The following is a 20671-nucleotide window of genomic DNA, read 5'->3' on the forward strand; positions in this document are numbered from 1 at the left end:
AAATATATGAAACCTATTTTGCTGAAAGTAGCTGCCCGTTTAAGCTGGTTGTTACTGTTACTGCTGATGATGAACAAGGGCCAGGCGCAGACTGGTACCGGTATTGTATTGAAAAAATCGCTGGACGGGGCCAGGGGCCAGCTGGTAAAGGATTCTGTGGTGGCCATACAGGACAGCATTTATTTTGATGCCGGCCTAATGCCGAAACTCGATACCCCTTATTCGGTGCGGAACATTGTTACTTTCCGGATCAATGAATATAGTAACCTGTATATCGGGGTACCTTTCACGGCTACGCTGAAGGCACGTATTTTTTATACTGATGCAGGTGGCGCGGAAAGTTATACTGATCAGGATTTTGTGATCAACTATGATACGGCGGGTACCTACACCATGCGCCGGAGCTTTGTATTCAATAATGCGCACAAGGTGAGGGTACAGGTGCTGGGCATCGCGCATAATGCGGGTAAAGATATCTCCGGTGTGCTGATGCTGGACAACGAGATGGAGGTACATCCTAAATACAAGCTGGAATGCGCGCTGGATGCTGTTAAGCAGATAGCTATGACGGCACCTGATGTTCCTGAACCAGATGAGCTTACTGTATCGTGGCCAGCGGTGCAGGGGGCAGATGTATATGACCTGGAGTGGGCCTACGTAGATTCGAGTGCGTTAGAATCCGGTCGCTATGGTATCCCGGCTACGGCTGCAAGAGTGTTTGCAAACAATACCACTCGTGTAACGGTACCGGGCAACAGCTACACTATCCCGTTGATGTATGATAAAATAGGCGTACTGTATTTCAGGGTGAGAGCAGTGCAGGAAAAAGGCAATGACATTCGGCTGGAAACAGCATGGAGCAGCAACTACAGCAATGGTTTCGGTAAATTTAATTTCGGTGGTCATCAACCTAATATAAACTGGCAGTCTTCCGTTTCTTATGCTGAAGATGGCAAACGTAAGGTATTGGTGCAATACTTTGATGGTAGCCTTCGCAGCAGACAGACGGTTACCAAAGAGAATACGACGAATACTATTACTGCCGGTGAATCTTTTTATGATTACCAGGGTCGACCGGTGATACAGGTGCTGCCGGCGCCTACGCTCGATAAGGTGATCAAATATACCCGTAACCTGAACTCCGCATTAAACCGGCAGGAGTATGACAAAGACCGGTATGATTATCTGGCAAGAGAAGAAGACTTTCTGACTGCCGCTGCCCAACCGATGGACACGTCCGGCGGCGCCAACTGGTATTATTCTCCTGCGAATAAAAATAATCACCCGTTAAATAAATATATCCCTGACGCGGAAGGTTTTGCTTTTACAGAAACCTCTTATACGCAGGATAATACCGGTCGCATTAGCCGGCAGGGTGGTTTAGGGCCTACGTTTAAACTAGGTAGCGGCCATGAGACACAGTACTCCTATAACACACCTACCCAGGAAGAGCTGGATGCGATGTTTGGAACTGAAGTGGGTATTAACACGCATTACTTCAAAAATGCAGTGACGGATGCCAATGGTCAGGTTTCGGTGAGCTATACGGACATGCACGGAAGAACAGTGGCTACTTTATTAGCCGGTCGTGCAGATAATCTTAATTTACAGGATCTGCCTAACAAAGTAGCGGAGACAGTTACCGACAGCTTATCCGGCGGGGGAAAAAATACTATCAGCGAGATGGGGTTGGAGAGCCAGTATGCGCTGTTGGTACCCCAGGCCGGTGACTATACATTTAAATATCTGTTGACACCGCCGGTGTTAAAGAAAAAAGATTGTAATGGTCAGGAGCACTGTTACATTGGTTCCTACGATCTAAAGATCACCATCACCGATGATGCCTTTAACCAACGCTTAGGCGGACAACCTTATGTGATCACGTTAAAGAACTATAACGCTAATCAACTTTCTGGTGATTGTCAGACACCGGCGCCTATCACGAGCACGTTTACCAAGCTGTTACCCAAAGGGTCTTACATCGTGTCTAAACAACTGGTGGTGAGTAAACAGGTGATGGATTTCTACCGTGACAGTATCTTTCTGCCAGGTAGTGAGTGCATCACGATGGATTCGCTGATCCGTAAGAAAAAACTGGAATACCAGCAGCTGGCCTGTGGGCCTGACTGCGGCACCTGTGACAGTGCGAAGATAGAGCAGGACGATATCCGTAGGGCAATGTTGCAGGACGTGTCTCCGCCATCCGGTCAGTACGCGCGGGTATCCGAGGCAGGGAATGAACGTTCCATCTTCTATGGGACCGGACGTTATAATTATTCAACGCTTAAATACTACAACGCAGTTGGCGTTTTGGATTCTGTTACTGATCCGCTTACCGGTAAGCGTGTGCCACCACAGGCATTGACACCGCAGCAGTTTGCCGATGCTTTCCAGCCTTCCTGGGCCAATTCACTACTTCTTTTTCATCCTGAGAACTGTAAGCTGGAGGCGATGGAGCGTATAAAAGGGGCGCAGCAGTGGATAAAAGATTTTGAGAAAACAGAGACATATGCCGAAGCGAAACAGAAAGGTTATCTGAACCCACTGGGTAATACATCGCGGTTCCCATCCGGTACGAATGATCCGTTACCGTATGGAGTCTCGGGTACTTTACAAAACCAGCTGAACAATTTTCAGCAGGGTTACTCTATGTGGAGTGTCGCCACGCAGATGGTGATGTGCCAGGATATGTCACAGGCCTGCGCTGATAAATACAAAAATATCAATAACGCCTTTGATGAAAGTGTGATGTGTGCCGGAGATCTTGATATGGCGTGGCGCAGTTTTCGTAATCTGTATATGAACTACCGTCGTCAGGCTTTACTGGTATGGCTTGACGAGCAATGTAATATTACTGCCGGAACAATCATTAGTTGGGGTAAGGCTCCTCGTTTCAACAGTAGGAATGATGCCGCCGGTCAGGTAAATATTCCGACTGGTATCCGGCCGCAGGACGAAACCCGCGCTAAAATGGATGCGCTGTACGAGAGTAACTGCCGCGCCTATGTAGAAACGTGGATCAAGCAGTTAGCACCTTGTAAATATAACGCTGCTGCATTAGCGGAAATCACGGAAAAAATGGTAGCGGTATGTAAGGCAGGTTCTGACAGTACCCATCCGCGTGGCGCCAGCAGTGTCAGTCCTGCTGCTAAAAATCCACCCTATCGTTCCTTCGAAGAAGTGCTGAATGCCTATAATAGCCAACACAGTATCACAGATCCGCTGGTATGTAATACAGAATTGATCACCCTGCCGAAGCCATACGACAAGCAGGTTTCGATGGGTAATCCCGGTAGTTATGTAAGACCATCAGATTGCCAGTGTGAGAACCTGACAAATCTCAAAGTAGAATATCAGCAACGGAAACAAACTGCTGATACTACACTTGCTGCTTATCTGAAACGGGTAAAGGGGATTAAAATCTCTCAGGCTGAGTTAGACCAGTTGATTAGTGCGTGTAATGTGCCGAAAACCAGTAGCTGTACGTTTTATTCACTCCCCATTCGTATTCCGGCTTTCCTGGATTGTAATGTAGCACCTCCGTGCGTACCCTGCAAGGTGACCGATTCGCTAAAGACGCTTTTCACGCAGAAGTATCCCGGTCTGGCGCCTATGGCAGGCAGTGCGGATTCCATACAGGGGCGCGTCAACCAATTGTTTGCCGCGTATATGAATAACCGTTTGGGTTATAACAAAGAAGCGTGGGAATATTTAGAATTTATCGACAGCTGTGGCAAAGCGCCGACCGGTAATGGCAGGGTTGTTTGTGTGCCAGGGAGTGCTGCCTCCAGACAGCAGGTACGTACTTTCCTGAATGGCAATGCCAGCATTTTCCGGGATGTACAGGTGACTGCTGACAATGGTTTCATCATGGCAGGTTCCACCACGGTCAATAACGTTGTGGATGCCTACATCGTGAAGGCCAATCAGGCCGGAGATCTGTTGTGGGCCAGAACTTATGGTGGAGGCATGTACGATGTCTTCAACAAGATCACGCCTACCCGTGATGGTGGTTATATCGCCATTGGTACCACCAATTCCAACTGTTATGATAACGGTGCGATGCTGGTGGTAAAAGTAGATGGCAGCGGTGATGTACTATGGAATAAGGTGATCGACTTTGGTGTGAATCATGGCAGTGAAGGCAAGGATGTACTGGAAACAACCGAAGGGCATTATGCGCTGGCTGGTCTTCGTCGTACCGGTAGTTCGGCTACCGACTGGGTGACCGGGCTGCTGACCAAAGACGGTGAGCTGCGCTGGATGAAACAGACAGGCTCTACACAGGTGCGTAAGAACATCAGTCTGACGGAAAAGAATAACACCCTCATTGCGGCCAGCTCCATTATGGAAGGTGCCGACTACGACGCAGTAATTTTAAAGATCAACAAGGAAGATGGTCAGCCGATAAGCACCCAACAATATGACATTGAAGGCAAAGCCAATACCACCGGTAACATCCTGAAAACGGCTGATGGCTACAAAGTAGCGGTGATGAACGGTTCCAACAGTGTACTGATGGACATCGCGGAAAATGGCAGTGTGACTGCTGCGAAACAATTACCGGTACCGGCGACCGGCCAGACAGATGCCGATTCCTGGACAATTGCTGCTACCGCCGATGGCGGGGTAGTGGCGGCACATGCCAATACCGATGCTTACTGGTATAAGTTTGGCGCTGGGAACAACCTGGAATGGAACCGCCGCAGTGTGATCAACGGACAGACCGAACAGGTGCGTCGCGTGGTGCAGCACCCTGACGGTACCTATGCTGCCGCGGGTGAATCCCAGGCCGCTAAAAATCATGGTCTGCTGATGCGTGCCAACAAAGATGGCCGCACCGGTTGTAATGATGCTACTGATAATATTACGACTACCGATGTAAAAGGATCTGCCGTTATTAAAACACCGGCTGCGCAGACGACGGTAAATATTAATACCAGCTATATCAGCACGGTAGCCCTCAGGGGTATGCTGACCACTCCTATCATTACCGCCCAGGGCTGTCCTGGCATCGATAGTTGTTTCATCGTATATGACGGCCCGATGCTTTGTGGTAATACTACCGGTGGTTATGAAGAAGTAGAAGTACCTGAAATCACGGCTTGCTCTGATAGTACCATTATCTCAGAGACTAAGGGCATGGAATTGTATTTTATATACCGTGATTCCATCCGGAATGATTTTGACACTTCCTACATCAGCACCGTACTGGCAGCTGACAAGCTGGAGCAGTTCTCTGTGACGCATGTCTCCGCAGAATACCAGCACACACTGTATTATTACGATCAGGCGGGTAATCTGGTGAAAACCGTGCCTCCGGCAGGGGTGAAAGTGAACCGTTCTAAAAGCTGGACGGACAGCGTGGCTGTGGCCAGGAGAAATGGTGAGACGCTGACGCCTAAGCATGAACTGGCTACCGATTACCGTTATAATACGCTTAATCAGGTAGTATCCCAACATAGTCCTGATGGCGGTACCAGCCGCTTCTGGTATGACCGTCTTGGCCGATTAGCTGTTTCCCAGAACCTTCAGCAGGCACAAAGCAACGCTTACAGCTATACGCTATATGATGGCTTGGGCCGTATTACTGAGGTGGGAGAGCTGCGTAGCAGTACCCCTATGACGGATGTCATTAGCAGAAGTACAGCCACGCTGTCCTCATGGGTATTGGGCGCTGGAAGCAGCCGTTCACAGATCACGCGTACCATGTACGACCTGCCTTACGCAGGTGACGGACCTATCCTACAGGCAGCTAATCTCCGAAACCGTGTTTCCTGGAGTGCCGTATACAATAGCATCAACGACACGCTGCCGGCCGGTCAGGCTTCAGCCAGTTTCTACAGCTATGATATTCACGGTAACGTACGTACGCTGGTACAAGAATACAACGGTGGTGTGGGTAATGATGGTAACCGTTTCAAGCGTATGGACTACGGTTATGACCTGATCAGCGGTAAAGTGAATACTGTCAGCTACCAGCGTGGTATGCCGGATGCGTTCTATCATCGTTACCTTTACGATGCGGAAAACAGACTGACTGACGTAGAGACCAGCCGTGATAGCGTATACTGGGAAAAGGACGCCAGGTATCAATATTATAAACATGGTCCGTTGGCGAGGGCGGTGATCGGTCAACAGCAGGTGCAGGGGCTGGATTATGCCTATACCCTGCAAGGCTGGTTAAAAGGCATCAACAGTACCACGCTGACGCCCACTTTTGATATGGGGCATGATGGGGCGACTAATGGCATTACTGCCAGAGATGCCTTTGGATTCTCCCTGCATTATTTTGGTGATGGGGATTATAAGCCGCTGGATGCCGGGGTGAAACCATTTGCCTCCGCTGGTAATAACCTGCCAGGCTTATATAGCGGTAATATCGCCGCGATGAGTGTGAATCTGCCGAAAGCCGGAGTGCCATTATTCTATACTTATACCTATGATGTGCTGAATCGCCTCAGACAAATGAAGACGGCACATACTCTGGATGCAACCACCAATACATGGACGCCGGTACCGGTAGATGACTTTGGCGAGAAAATTTCCTACGATCCCAATGGTAATATCCTGACGTATAACCGTAATGGTAATGCTACCTGGGCGGGTAAGTCGCTTGAAATGGACAAGCTGACCTATACCTATAAACCCGGTACGAACCGGTTGCGCCATATCAAAGATGCGGTAGGTAAAGATCTGTATGATATCGATATCGATGATCAGGGAGATGATAACTATGCCTACGACAGTATTGGTAATCTTGTCCGAGACAATCAGGCAGGTACCTCCGTTAAGTGGACCGTGTATGGTAAAATCAACGAGATTACAAAAGATGATGGTACACATATTATCTACACCTATGATGTAGCGGGTAACCGTATCAGCAAGAAGGTCGGAGACCGCCTTACCCGCTATATTCGGGATGCTGTGGGGAATGTGATGAGTGTCTATGAATCTGGTAACCCAGCCGTAAATAATGGCCGCCTGACACAAATGGAGACATATCTGTATGGTGGCAGCCGTTTGGGCATCAGTAGCTTTGCCACATTGGTTGATGACCCAGAGGCACCTGCATCGGTGCGATTAGGAATACTAGGCTCGGGAACTTTTACTAGATTTACAAGAAGAGAGAAGCTCTTTGAGTTGAGTAACCATCTGGGGAACGTATTAGCCACCGTGAGCGATGATAAGGTGGCCATCGCTGGTTCCGGCGGAATAGTGGATTACTACGTGGCGAATGTGGTGTCAGCACAGGATTATTATCCATTTGGGATGATGATGGCAGGACGGAAGTGGAGTGCTGGTGGTGGCTATCGTTATGGGTTTAATGGGAAGGAGAATGATAATGAAGTGAAGGGAGAAGGGAATCAACAGGATTATGGAATGCGGGTGTATGATCCAAGGATTGCAAAGTTCCTGAGTGAGGATCCTCTTTCCAAAGATTATCCATGGTATACTCCTTATCAATTTGCAGGCAATACTCCTTTACAAGCAATTGATCTTGATGGTGGAGAACCAAAGTTGTATCATGTAACTGGTACTGATGCAGCACAGAAAATTTTAACCGGAGGTTTTCAAGGACGGAGTATGGGTAAGTACTCTGCTTATAATTGGTTTTCCGTTTCACTTGGTAATGATGCAACTGGCCGCACACTCGGAGAAGGTAAAGTAGCACTTACAGTGGAGGGGATTGACAGGAAGGATGTCGATTTAATTACAAAGGAGCAAACAGCTACGTGGAGGAGTCAAGCTCAAGCGAAAGTATTGAAACGTTCCGGTATTACCGAAGAGAAATTTGCTGAAATGTTAGGGTCTACCACAAAAACAAAGCAAAACCAGGTGGGGCGTTTGAAGGGTCAAATCGAAGGAATTGTTTGGAACAAAGTTGGAGAATATATGACTCAAATGAAGCAGTCCGGATATTACGTTGAGGAGATTCAAAGTTATGCATTTACCGATGCTGCTGTGAATTCACCCGGTGTTAAAGTGACTCAAGTTAGTGGCGCGGGTGCTGCCGAGGTAATTAACGCTTCAACGAGATCAGCCTTTAGTGGTGAAGCTGCAGCTGCATTAGCTCGGTATGGAAAAGCCGCGAGTACGATAAAATGGGGCGGACGTGCCTGTATAGCTATCGCAGCGGCGGCAGATGTTTATGAGATATACTCGAGCGAGAATCGAATGCGGACGATGAATATTAAAGTAGGCGGCTGGGCTGGTGCAATTGCCGGAGGGGCGTATGGCGCCTCGATAGGTGGAGCTTCAGGTACAATTGTTCCTGGAGCGGGGAATGCAGTCGGAGGGGTTTTAGGTGGTATTATTGGTGGAACTATTGGCTATATGGCAGGTTCTACAGCGACTGAACTTGTACATGATTTTCTGTTTACCCCTGGTGTACAGGTGAAATAATCCGTAGATAGTTGAAAAGTGACGATTATGCATCGGTAAAGTGTATATTACTTAAAATAATAACTAAAAAAGCGAAAAATGGTACTTTGGGAATTTGAAAAGGTATATGTAAGAATAGTTGAAAGAGATATTGTTGAGTTAGAATGTCTCTTTATTCAAGAAACCTCTTCCAGTCTTTTGGTCTTTAATATTGGGGAGTTTTTTTGGGTAAACAGGGGCGAAACATTCAACCATGAGGGATTTAGAGAATTTGATATGCCTTCAGTATTGGATAGAGAGCAACCAATTATCTTAAAAGGTTTGTATTATTTTATGGGTAATTCGTATATGGATCTGGATGGCAGTATTATTAAAATATATAATCAATTTAGTACTCAGTACGGAACCTCTGAGAGCATGTTGGAAGTTGTTACACCGGCACTTGACAACGCTAAATATAATTTATGGAAAGAGGAAATACGTTTGGCAAGTATGCGGGAAATAATTGATTTTAGGTATATAGCGAAAACAAGATGAGTTGTGAGTTTAGTAAGGAGAGAATACCTGTATTGCCATCGCTAATGCAAAGTTGTTGATTCAGCATTGATGAAGCAAAGCTTCCTGCTACTGGTCGCACTTCTGTGTGGTAGGGGCTGGTGCTCTGGTTTGCACTGGACTGAATAAAAAGCTGACTAATGGCATACGTGAGATAGGAACGAAAGCGACGATCAATCGGGTGCTAGTGGTGATAGATAATGTAGGCCATTGTAGGACAACATACAGAATTAATTGGAATGACGGTCCTTTATAAATTATACAAAAGGCCCAAAAAGAGCCAGTTCGCTCTAAATATAATTGAATGACCTATACGATGAGATTAATATTGTTTTTTGTTGTTATGCAATATGGTCGCTCAATTCCCAAAGTGTTAATAAAATTGCCGGAGCAACAACGTTATATACAATTTGAACCGGATAAGTGATTTCCAATGTACTCTATTCAACGATTTAACAATATCTGGTATGTAAATCCAAGATTTGGATTATCTCTTAAATAGGAATCACCTTCAATGTCAGTTCGGATATACCGGTCGGTTCTGATCCTGAATAATCTTACCTATACCATGAAAACTTTATTCTTCTTTATCACGATTACCCTCTTCGCCTTCGCTGCCTCTGCGCAACAAATCTACCAAATCCGGGCCGACAGCGTCCGCATCTATAATGTGTGCGACACCGCTGAACTGATCATCGAAAACCGCACGCAGGGCACACAAGGTTTCCTGTATAACAAAGGCGCAGGCCGCACAGAGTTCCGCCGGGTACGACTGGAGAAAATCGGAGATTCCAAAATCGCTATCACCGGTCAGGATACCATCGACCTGCGTACTTTGACGGGGATTGGTGGTATTGAAAGTATCTTCCGTCGGGGAGATGATATTATCTACGTTAAAAACGGACAGCAGTTCAATGTGTATGCGCCGATACCGGGGTTTGTTAATGTGCCGAACGGCGGCGCCTCCGGACCAGCCGAATTTGTCAACGGCCGGGTAGTCGGATTTGACGCGTATGATTCTCCCGATATGCCGTTGGTGTCTGATCAGGCACTGACGAATGGGGTTACAGAAAGAAAATATTACTCCGGTCACGCGGTGTTGCTCAATGGTCGCGGATACCAGATGGCAGTGAACTGGGATGGGGAGGAAACCGGCTCCAAGGGAGTTTTTATCCGGAATAAAGATGACACTACGCCCGTATGGGGTGCCTGGCGGGAATTGTTATTTAAAGACTATGCGGATCGTAAATATGCCATAAAGAACGAGGTTGCAGATAGTTATATTAAAAATGGCAGTACACTTCAGCCGGCGACTTTCAATATCCAGGGCAAGGGTAATATTACAAATGACTATACTTTTGATAATAGTGCATATGCTGCCGGTAACCTTGAATTGAGATCTGCGAATAACCCGGGGATAGGTTTTCACCGGCCGGGGGTATGGGGATGGTCATTGTATTCTGATTGGGAGCTGAGCCTTAAAGCGCGTGGTGCCGGGGGACAAGATGCTACCTTCTGGCATTCGATCAATGCACCGCGACCAGTAGTACAGCGCGATTTTCGCCTGCATCAGGATGATGGGACCAGTGCAAACGTTTTTGGGCAGGGAACTACATTTTGTTACGCTGCCGGCTCTCCCTATAACGGCCCCCTGTTATCTTTCGGAGGATTGAACGGGGGATATGACTGCCAGATCAATGCCGAATATTACGATGGTAAGACCATAGCTTTCCGCGTGCGGAATGGAGATAAGCAAACCTGGAATCCGTGGTTGCGGTTAATACATGAAGGAAATGTCGCCACGAAAGGCAGTGACGTGGTGCTTAAAACAGAGGCTAATGGTTATTTGGGCGTAGAAAACTGGATACGGGTAGGGCAACAAACGGGTTTATACACTGCACAGGGCAGTCATTTTTTCCCTAATACTGCTTATAGCTGGGCCATCCGCCCGGAACACGATGCCGGCAGTACCTGGCTGGAATTGCAGAACCACGCAGGGAATAACATTGGTGGATTTTATGGTGATATGAGTGGCGCTGTCGGAATCGTTAACGCGGGTGCCAACGGTTGGCGCATTAAAACAGATGTCGGGGGCAATGCCTATGTAACTGGTCAGGTGCAAGCGACTTCCTTTTTCCAAACTTCCTTAAGAAGCCTGAAAAAAGACATACAGCCGTTACCGTATGCTGCACTGCCGGTGCTGATGAAAGCGCAGGTACGCTCTTTTAAATTCAAGGCAGACAGCACCGGAAAAACAAATGTTGGTTTTATCGCGGATGAGGTACCGGAAGAAATGTCTATACCCGGCAGAGGGGGAGTGGACCAGGCCAGTACAGTAGGTCTGTTAGTGAAGTCAACGCAGGAGCTGAATACGGAACAGACGGATCTGAAGCTACAGGTGAAGGAGCTGCAGCAACAACTGCTGGACATGCAAAAGCAGCTGAAACAGCAGCAGGTATTAATCGAACAATTATTACAAAAGAAACCCTGACAATTTTTATAGTTGATGAAACGTATTTTGTTCTTGTTGTTACCCATCTTCCTGGTGCATTGTCACAATGCCTGTGGACAACTACAGACCGCCAGTATAGCGGGCATATTGGATATTCACCAGACATTTGCCGCTCCTCGGATCGCTCAAAACGGGTATCTCGTTACCCACAATGAAATTCGCCAGAAGATAGCTGAAGGCTATTTTACGGCGCTCAACCTGGCGGCCATTCCACAGGATAATACCTGCATTACGGCGGCTAATGCGAAATTGTGGCTGAGTATTGATGAAACCAAATTACCCACCAACGGAAGATTGCCGCTATGGCAGGAACTGGTGCCCAAGGCGGTGGCGCCGGTATGTACCGGCGTTGACGAGAAGCTGGTCAACGGAAAATGCGAGCGGGGATACAGGACCATTGACAGTCAGGAACAACTGATGAAGAACGGACAACCGTATTGTAAAACGACCTACAGGGTTACCTGGAGTGATGGTTCTTTTAGGACCTACGTAGACACGGCTCCGGGGATGTGTGCGTTGTCGTAAACTATAATGAAAAAACTGTAATAATTATTTGTCATTACAGAGCGTGACCAGTCGACGGAAAAGAAACCCCGATATCATTTGTTTTCGATATATTGTGACGAATTACCTATGAAACGCATTGTGTTATGATTGTTGTTACCCGTCCTCTCATGCAATATGCCTATGGACACCTATGAGCAGCCGCTATGGCGACTAATCGGATATTCATAAAGTATTTGCTGTGATAAATAAAATTACCAGGAGTGACGGTTCCGGTATAACCTATACGTACATTGTCCCGGACTATTAATGAAAGTACCTATACCATGAGAGTGTTTTTGTCATTTTTTATTGCCATTGTATTATTAACCACTGCAGGTCATGCGCAGCAAATTTATCAGATCCGGGCTGATAGTGTCCGTATCTATAATGTGTGCGATACCGCGGAATTGATCATCGAGAACCGTACACAGGGCACACAGGGTTTTCTGTTCAACAAAGGGGCTGGCAGAACGGAGTTTCGCCGGGTACGGCTGGAGAAAATCGGTGATTCGAGAATAGCCATTACCGGGCAGGATACACTGGACCTGAGCACTTTGCCAGGCATCGGGGGCGTAGAATCTATCTTCCGCAACGGAGACAGCATTATCTATGTGAAAAAAGGCCAACAGTATGGCATATATGCGCCGTTGTCGAATGAAACGCTACGCAGCGTAACCGACAGAGGTTCTTCCCTCATTAAAAATATTGAATTTCAGTCGCCGCGAAGTGACTCTTCCAATGGTTTATACTGGGGTTACAATTCTGACCTGTGGAAAATATTTGTTGAGTCATTCAGTGATAGCCCCGCCGGTAACCTGATTTTTGAATCCGGAGATAATATGGACGAAGGATGGATATTTCGCTGCTGGGATTATAAAGCGCCGCTTCAAAAAACAGATGTATTGTCATTGGCCAGCAACCGTTTTAACTACTTAGGCAAGCCAGTGTGGCACGGCGGAAACCTCAACCGGCCGATGGGGCAGCATTATTACAGCCTGCCTGCCTCCGATGGTGTGAATGCCGATTATTTTGCGCAAGGCACCACGTTTACTTATGGCGGTAGCGCACCCTATAATGGACCTTTATTGTCTTTTGGTGGCTTAAATGGAGGATATGATTGTCAGATCAACGCAGACTACGGTGTGGGCGAAGCCATTTCCTTCCGTGTACGGAATGGAGATAAACATGTCTGGAGTGCCTGGAGACGGTTCATTCATGACGGGGAGGTGGCTACCAAGGGCGGGAATACCGTTATCAAAACAGAACCTAATGGTTATCTCGGCGTAGAAAACTGGATACGTGTGGCAGACAACACCGGGCTTTACACGCCCACTAAAAGGTATCTGTACAATGGTGGGCCCAACAATTGGGTTATCCGTGCAGCGGAAGGCACATCAGACGCGGTTTGGCTTGCTTTGCAAACAGGAGACGGTGTAGAGCGGGGGAATTTTTATGCAAACAGCAGCAACGAAATAGGTTTTACCAATGCGGGTACCGGCACCTGGCGGCTGAGGACAGACGCTGCTGGCAATACTTATATGGGCGGCGTGGAAGCCGACCAGATGGGACGGTTTAAAGGCTGGTTCAACAGCGGTAGTGGTAAAGCCATGGAAGTGGGTATGTTGGGAGATGCCGCTTATGCGATGGGGTATGACCGCACCGCAAAAAACTATCTCCCCGCACGGTTTATGGGTAGCGAGATAAACCTGGAGACCAGAAATGCGCAGGACCAGGGATTACTTGCCTTCCGCTCCAACACCAATGCCTACACTTATGGCAGCTGGGTGTTGGATGGTGCTGCCGGTAATTGGTCGGGACTGGTTTTCCCTTATGGCAATACAATACCATCTCTGATCTTCAATAATAACAGCCACGGAGGTATTTTTCAGCAAACTACCGCTAAATGGATTCTGTATTGGGACAATAGCACACAAGCATGGAGCACTAATGGAAATCTTTTCTGGCATACCGGCAACCTCAATCCACAAACCACAGCGGTAGCTAACAGCGTGGCCTTGCGTGATGGCAGCGGCAGTATCACTGCCACTGGCTTCTTTCAGAACTCCAAAGCTGCGCTCAAAAAAGATATCCGCCCTTTTATGGAAAACGCCCTGTCCCTGTTGAATAAGGTAACCATTCAGCAGTTTGTGTATAAAGATGATAAAGAAGAAAACGTGCGGATAGGCATTATCGCTGACAGCACCGACTGGCATTTCTCGACAAAGAAACAGGACCGTTTTGATACCAACAGTTCATTGGCAGTGACGATGAAAGCAGTGCAGGAACTGAGCGCGCAGAATGAAGCATTACAACAAAAGGTAGCCCGACTGGAGGCTTTGGTCCAACAATTACTGAACGAAAAGAAATAGTTGAATATCCCTAATCTGTGTCTATGAAGAGATTATTATTGTTTTGTCTGTTATCAGTGGGAGGTGCAACGGCGACGCATGCGCAACAGATTTACCAGATCCGGGCCGACAGCGTCCGCATCTATAATGTGTGTGATACGGCTGAACTGATCATCGAGAACCGTACGCAACATACGAATGGCTTCCTGTATAATAAAGGTAACGGGCGTACGGAATTCAGGAAAGTGCGGCTGGAAAAGATTGGGGATACACAAATAGCAATAACGGGACAGGATACACTGGATTTGAATACACTGCCGGGCATTACCGGTGTGGATACTATGTACCGGGAAGGCGACAACATAGTCTACCGGAAACGAGGCAAGTTGACTTCAGTGTATGCACCGATCTCTTACTTTTATTCTATTCCTAAAGATAGCGTCTATGGCCCTGATGCCTTCAGCCCCTGGAAAGTGCTGGGCTTTGGTGCCTATGATTCACCGGATATGCCTTTGACGTCGGAGCAGTCAACCGGTACCGGACCATCTACACGAAATTACTACGTAGGTCATGTCGTGTTGCAGGGTACTCAGGGCTATCAGATGGCGGTCAACTGGGATGCCGAAGATCTGGGCGTCAGAGGAGCTTTTATCCGCGGTAAAGATGATAACCGGCAGGCATGGAGTCCCTGGCGGGAACTGGTTTTTAAAGATTATGTTGATAATAACAATAAATACATTAAAAACCAGCGGAGCGTTGGCCAATCAGGCGGATTTTGGGTAGCAGATTATGGAATGGTAGGCGCCACTAACGGCGTTGGGTCGGTGGCGTTATTTCCGGGGCTCAGCTCCGAAGCTGGTTATATTTCTTTCTATTCACCCGCTGCGAAACGAGTAGGATATGTGGGGGGGAAGCCGGATAGAATGTACTACAACGCAGAAGTCGGCATCCATAACTTTGCGCAGCAAATCGAATGTGAACAGACAGGGCGCTTTAAAGGCTGGTTTAACAGTGGTAGCGGCAAAGCCATGGAAGTTGGTGTAGATAAGGATGTAGCATATGCCATAGGATATGATCGCACCGCTAATACTTATGTCCCTGCAAAGTTTATAGGGAGCGAAGCAAGTCTTGAAGCCAGAAACCCTGCCGGACTAACAATATTCGGTTTTCGTTCTAATAACAATGTTAACACCTTTGGCAGCTGGATCATAGATGGACAGGTTAATCAATGGTCGGGCCTGAATTTTTCCTATGCTCCCAAAGTACCATCCCTGTTGTTTAACAATGCTAATGATGGAGGGTTCTATCAGCAAACTACCCAAAAGTGGATCTTGTTATGGAATGATTATATGCAAACCTGGACGACCAACGGCAATGTTCTGTGGCATGCCGGTAATCTCAATCCACAAGCTACCGCTGTTGCTAATAGCGCCGCCTTGCGCGATGCCGGCGGTAACCTTATTGCCAACGGTTTCTTTCAGGGATCTAAAGCTATCCTGAAGAAAAACATCCGCCCTTTCACAGAAAACGCCCTGTCCCTGTTGAATAAGGTAACCATTCAGCAGTTTGTGTATAAAGATGATAAAGAAGAGAACGTACGGGTAGGCATTATCGCGGACAGCACCGACTGGCATTTCTCCACAAAAAAACAGGATCGTTTTGATACCAATAGTTCGCTGGCGATAACAATGAAAGCAGTGCAGGAACTAAGTGAACAAAATAAAGTATTACAGCAGGAAGTGACCGAATTGAAAGCGTTGGTGAAACAACTACTGGAAGAAAAAAAATAATTGATACCGCAAAAAAATGTCTATGAAAAAACGATGGTTGTTACTATTACTGTCAATAGGATGTGTCGCTACCTCACATGCGCAACAAATTTATCAAATTCGGGCCGACAGCGTCCGTATTTATAATACCTGTGATACCGCGGAATTGATCCTTGAAAACCGTACCCAGGACACATTAGGCTTTTTATTCAACAAGGGCAAGGGCCGCACCGAATTTCGGCGGCTGCGGTTTAATGACATAGGTAATGGAAAAATATCTTTCGGTAATCAGGACACGCTGGATTTTCGCTTTTTTTTAGGAGGTAATTTTATACAGAATCAATATAGCGCTGCCCAAAATGCAGGTTATTGGGTAAAAGGCCCGGGGCGTGTTGACAGCACTTTTATGGTGAGTAGGTATAAGAATAATATCACAGAAGACAGTTTACTAACTACCAATACGCAGGGAGAGTTAAAGTTAGTCCATAAAAATGTGGTTGCCAGTAATATTTATAACTCAAACGGAACTTTAACAGGGCCACGGGTAGTTAACCTGGGAGGTAACTACCTTAGTTTTATAGGTGGCAAAGGTCTTGTGATAGGTAATAGTTCCAGCGATTGGGCAATTGCTCCCTCATCTCAGCTTGTCACTACGGGAACCGTGTCTGTCAAAAATACGATGTCGGTAAGGAGCTCCTCTGATGACAATGCTCTTTTTGGGATATCCTATCTTGGAACAAGTGTATCAATGGGCTCGTCTGGCATGATCAAACCGGCAAGCATGACTATAGGATATGCAAACCAGGGAATAATGATGACACAGGACGGTAGTACTTCGGTAGGCGATTTTTATGGATCTTACCCCAATAGTACACTGTACCTGTATGGTAAAGTATCGGCGGTAAATTTAAGAAATACGGTAAACGAGGATAGTGTAGTGACGTCTAACACCGGAGGGCTATTAAAAATGAAATACATGCCAATAAAAGGCCCCGGCGTTTCCTTTAACACCAACATCATTACGGGTAATTATACCGTGTCAAATAATGATTACACAGTTATTAACCGGGCCAGCTCCGGAAATCCGGCGGTTACATTGCCCAGCGCTTCACAAAACAAGGGGCGGACTTTGATCCTGTTCGATGATTCGGCCAACCGAATGACGTGGAGCCCTGCTGTCTATTCCTATACAGGCGGTACTGGCTATACAAGTTTTAATGATGCCGCCTTATCTGCATACAGAAAAATAACCATACAGAGCGACGGCGCCAACTGGTTTATTATGTCGGCATTTTAGATATGCCGGGAGGCGTAAAAAATAACTAAATATCCCCAATATCTATCTATGAAAAAGTTATGCTTGTTGTTATTATTAACTGCAGGATGGACTACCACACTCCGCGCACAACAGACTTACCAAATCCGGGCCGACAGTGTCCGTATATACAGTGCCTGTGACACTGCGGAGTTAATTATTGAAAACCACACGCAGCGTGTTCCCGGCTTTTTGTTTAATAAAGGAAATGGCCGTACGGAGTTCAGAAAACTGCAGCTAAAAACGCTTGGCGCCAACTTATTGTCTATCATCGGACAGGATACGGTGGATTTGAGCCCGTGGGGAGATACCCGTTATGATCTGGCAAATACCAACTATTGGAAGATCCCGGATAAAGTGACAGCACCATTTGAACAATGGCCCATGCATAAAGTGATAGGCTACGATCAATATGCTGGCGTAGATATGCCTTACTTGTCCAATCAGGCGTTCCAGTCGATAGGGCAGAACACCTATTACAATGGTTTGGTGGTACGTACAGGTTCAACCGGTTTTGATATGGCGGTCAACTGGGATGGGGAACTGGAAGGACCTAATGGGGTATTCTTTCGTGTAAAAGATGATACCAAACCTTACTGGAGCAAGTGGCGGGAAGTGTTATTCAAAGACTATGCGGACACATTCTTTATCCGCAATCAGAAAACAGTCCCGCAAGTTGCACATTTATGGATCAGTGGGGCTGCGAAGATCGGAGATAGCATTGTATTGGCTAAATACAAAAATAATGTGGCCGGCGATAGCGTTTTGACAACAGATGCCGCCGGGAATTTAAAATTGAAACTGGCAGGCAGTGGGAGTGACTTCTATACTGTGGATGGCGCACTAACGACTAATAGAATTGTAAACGTGGGCAAGCGCTCCTTGTTGTTTAAAGGTGTTAATAGTGCGACTGACTCCACCTATATGTTTTTCCGCTCTGATGGTGTGAAATTGGGTACGTTAAACGATCCAACAATACAAGGAGGGGCTTCAGAGATATCAACAAATAGGTATGCCGGGGTACAGATGACGTGGTCCAAGGGGGATACAACCGCGTACATTCTGGCGAACAAATATGGTGTGGGTACCGTATATGCAAAAGGCATATATACTACACTCACTAATAATGTGACGAGCAACGCAATTTATCTTAATTATCTGAAAGGAAAAGACGATATCAATGGCCCGGCAATAAGTATAAGTTTTGCGCTTGATAGTTCCAGGATTTCATTTTTCAAGTCGAATTCGCCCTTAATGGATACTAACGACACCCTCTTTTACGTCACCAAATACGGCGACGCCAAAATAAACGGTACACTGGAAGTCACCGGTATTTATCAGTCTTCTCAGCGCAAGCTGAAAAAAGACATCCAGCCATTTAGTAAATCCGCGCTGGACATCATTAACAAAGCTTCGGTACAGACGTTTAAATACAAAGCGGACAAAAACGGCATCACCCATATCGGCTTCATTGCGGAAGACGCGCCGGAAGAGATGGTGGCCCCACAGCGTACCGGGGTAGACCAGGCCAATACGATGGCCCTGTTGGTGAAAGCGATGCAGGAGATGAACCAGAAAGTAGAAAGTCTTCAGCAGGAGGTAACAGCGTTGAAGAAAGAGTTAGCTGACCTGAAGAAAGGAAAATAAAAAACGAAACGGGCCACTCGGCCCGTTTCTCATTATATCAGGGTATATATGGCCCGCCTGTTTCACCCCATCCCCATTTGGGCATAGGCTGTTCTTTATCCATCTCGAGCGTCTCTTCCTGCGAATTGATCACAGCAATGCGGGTACCCCATTCGAGATAACCCACAAAGGCCGACCGGAACTCCGGATCTTCCGGCAGGCCCAGCTCGTCGGCTGTTTCCAGCAACAGCGTTATCCATCTTTTACGGTGCTGCTCGGTCAGGTGTTTGCCGAGATGCTTGTGTACCATCTGGTAATGGGACCCTTCGTTGTCGCTGTAAGTTTTAGGGCCGCCAAACACTTCGGCGATAAAATGGGCCACGTGCAGCTGGTGTTCCGGGCTCATGTGTTTGAAAACAGGCTCCAGCAAAGGATCTTTCAGCACCTTTTTATAGAAGGCATCTGTCAGTTTTTCAAATACCGGTGTACCGCCGGCCCATTCGTATAAAGAAGGAATTTTTTTATCGTTTGTCATCTTGTTAATTTAGTGAAAATTGCTTTCAAATGTATACAAGCTGGGTATCAGGAGCAATAACTTACCAAAAAGTAGGGAACAATGATCACACTCAACGATAAAACATATACCTGTCCGGTGGACGTCACCCTTGGATTTATTGGCGGCAAGTGGAAATTGCTGATTCTATCACATCTGCACTGGCAGCAGCAGCGCAGCTACACCCAATTGCGGGAAAACCTGCCGGGCATATCTGAAAAGATGCTTAGTCAGCAACTGAAAGAACTGGAGCGGGATTTACTGGTGACTAAAAGTGTCATCTCCCGGAAACCATACCGGGTCCATTATTCGCTGTCTGAAGAAGGGAAGTCACTCTCACCGCTATACGAATTTATGAGTGGATGGGGCGTGCAATACCTCAAAGAACATGGTATCGATTACGTGCAGGACCAGCACCTGTATAAATAGATATCATCCTTCGATGATGCCTTTCGCCAGACCACCCCACTGCGCTTTGGACAGGCCCAGGATGGCACCTACGCTGATAATCAGATTCCTGATTTTGTCCAGCAGCCTCCTTACGGCTGTATTAGGGACTTCATTTCTGCCATATACGCTCGCTTTTACCTCCAACCCGTTTTTCTCTACAATAAAAGAACTGGTAGCATAGTGTTTAAAGAAATGCGCGGTCTCCCTGTCGGCAGCATGAGGCAACGGTAACGGACGTACGCGCATACCGGTATATGCCTGGTCCTGCGTGCGGATCTGCTCTATCTGTACCCAGTCGAATCCCCTGCCTGTTTGGGTGCCTGGGCCGGGGAGATTAATGCGGATATAATCCCCCTGATGGGCAAAACGGTCAACGGCCTCGCCTCTTTCATTGACCAGCTGAAACCGGGCACTGAGCGGTTTACTGAGCAGTTGCCATTGATTTACATCGAGCAATCTGCGCCGTGCCACTTCATATAGGGCTACCGCCGCGTCCTGGCTGGTCGCCCGCCGGCTATAGCTGGTATTGGATTGCCCTCCCAGCCGTTGCTCCGGAATGAGGCCGCTTGTGGCTAATAATGGATGCATAATTACCCAGATTGTTACCTGGAA

General features: G+C 47.1%; 11 protein-coding genes. 9 read left to right on the forward strand and 2 right to left on the reverse strand.

Going from position 1 to position 20671, the window contains the following annotated elements:
• Positions 1-6 precede the first annotated feature (6 nt).
• From ICL55_RS23160 to ICL55_RS23195, 8 genes are all read left to right on the forward strand, one after another.
• Entirely contained in the window at positions 7-8406 is an 8400-nt protein-coding gene (locus tag ICL55_RS23160; RefSeq protein ID WP_188101830.1) for an RHS repeat domain-containing protein, read from the forward strand.
• A gap of 78 nt (positions 8407-8484) precedes the next feature.
• On the forward strand, positions 8485-8922 hold the full coding sequence (locus ICL55_RS23165) for a hypothetical protein (RefSeq protein WP_188101832.1): 438 nt from the start codon (positions 8485-8487) through the stop codon (positions 8920-8922).
• A 586-nt stretch (positions 8923-9508) separates the two neighbouring features.
• Positions 9509-11431, forward strand: a complete 1923-nt coding sequence (locus ICL55_RS23170; RefSeq protein WP_188101834.1) for a tail fiber domain-containing protein — start codon at positions 9509-9511, stop codon at positions 11429-11431.
• Between the two features lie 15 nt (positions 11432-11446).
• Complete coding sequence (locus ICL55_RS23175; RefSeq protein WP_188101836.1) at positions 11447-11977, forward strand: hypothetical protein; 531 nt, start codon at positions 11447-11449, stop codon at positions 11975-11977.
• Positions 11978-12282: 305 nt separating this feature from the next.
• A complete protein-coding gene (locus ICL55_RS23180) occupies positions 12283-14367 on the forward strand; it encodes a tail fiber domain-containing protein (RefSeq protein WP_188101838.1) in 2085 nt (694 codons plus the stop codon).
• Positions 14368-14390: 23 nt separating this feature from the next.
• Entirely contained in the window at positions 14391-16136 is a 1746-nt protein-coding gene (locus tag ICL55_RS23185) for a tail fiber domain-containing protein (protein ID WP_188101841.1), read from the forward strand.
• 22 nt (positions 16137-16158) lie between these two features.
• Positions 16159-17412 carry a hypothetical protein gene (locus tag ICL55_RS23190; RefSeq protein ID WP_188101843.1) on the forward strand — a complete coding sequence of 418 codons (1254 nt, stop codon included), beginning with the start codon at positions 16159-16161 and terminating at the stop codon, positions 17410-17412.
• 48 nt (positions 17413-17460) lie between these two features.
• Positions 17461-19077: a tail fiber domain-containing protein gene (locus ICL55_RS23195; RefSeq protein ID WP_188101845.1), complete on the forward strand. Its 1617-nt coding sequence runs from the start codon at positions 17461-17463 to the stop codon at positions 19075-19077.
• 37 nt (positions 19078-19114) lie between these two features.
• Here the strand turns inward: ICL55_RS23195 and ICL55_RS23200 are convergent, their stop codons facing one another.
• The gene (locus tag ICL55_RS23200; RefSeq protein ID WP_188101847.1) at positions 19115-19591 is read right to left on the reverse strand and encodes a group II truncated hemoglobin; all 477 of its coding nucleotides are present in this window, start codon (positions 19589-19591) and stop codon (positions 19115-19117) included.
• 81 nt (positions 19592-19672) lie between these two features.
• On the opposite strand from ICL55_RS23200, the gene ICL55_RS23205 reads away from it, so the two are divergent.
• Positions 19673-20038: a winged helix-turn-helix transcriptional regulator gene (locus tag ICL55_RS23205; RefSeq protein WP_188101849.1), complete on the forward strand. Its 366-nt coding sequence runs from the start codon at positions 19673-19675 to the stop codon at positions 20036-20038.
• Between the two features lie 3 nt (positions 20039-20041).
• Here the strand turns inward: ICL55_RS23205 and ICL55_RS23210 are convergent, their stop codons facing one another.
• Positions 20042-20647 (reverse strand): RNA-binding protein, encoded by a 606-nt coding sequence (locus tag ICL55_RS23210; protein WP_188101851.1) that lies wholly within the window; start codon positions 20645-20647, stop codon positions 20042-20044.
• Positions 20648-20671 lie beyond the last annotated feature (24 nt).

It is taken from the genome of Chitinophaga varians, from assembly GCF_014529945.1.
GTDB classification, from domain to species: Bacteria; Bacteroidota; Bacteroidia; order Chitinophagales; family Chitinophagaceae; genus Chitinophaga; species Chitinophaga varians.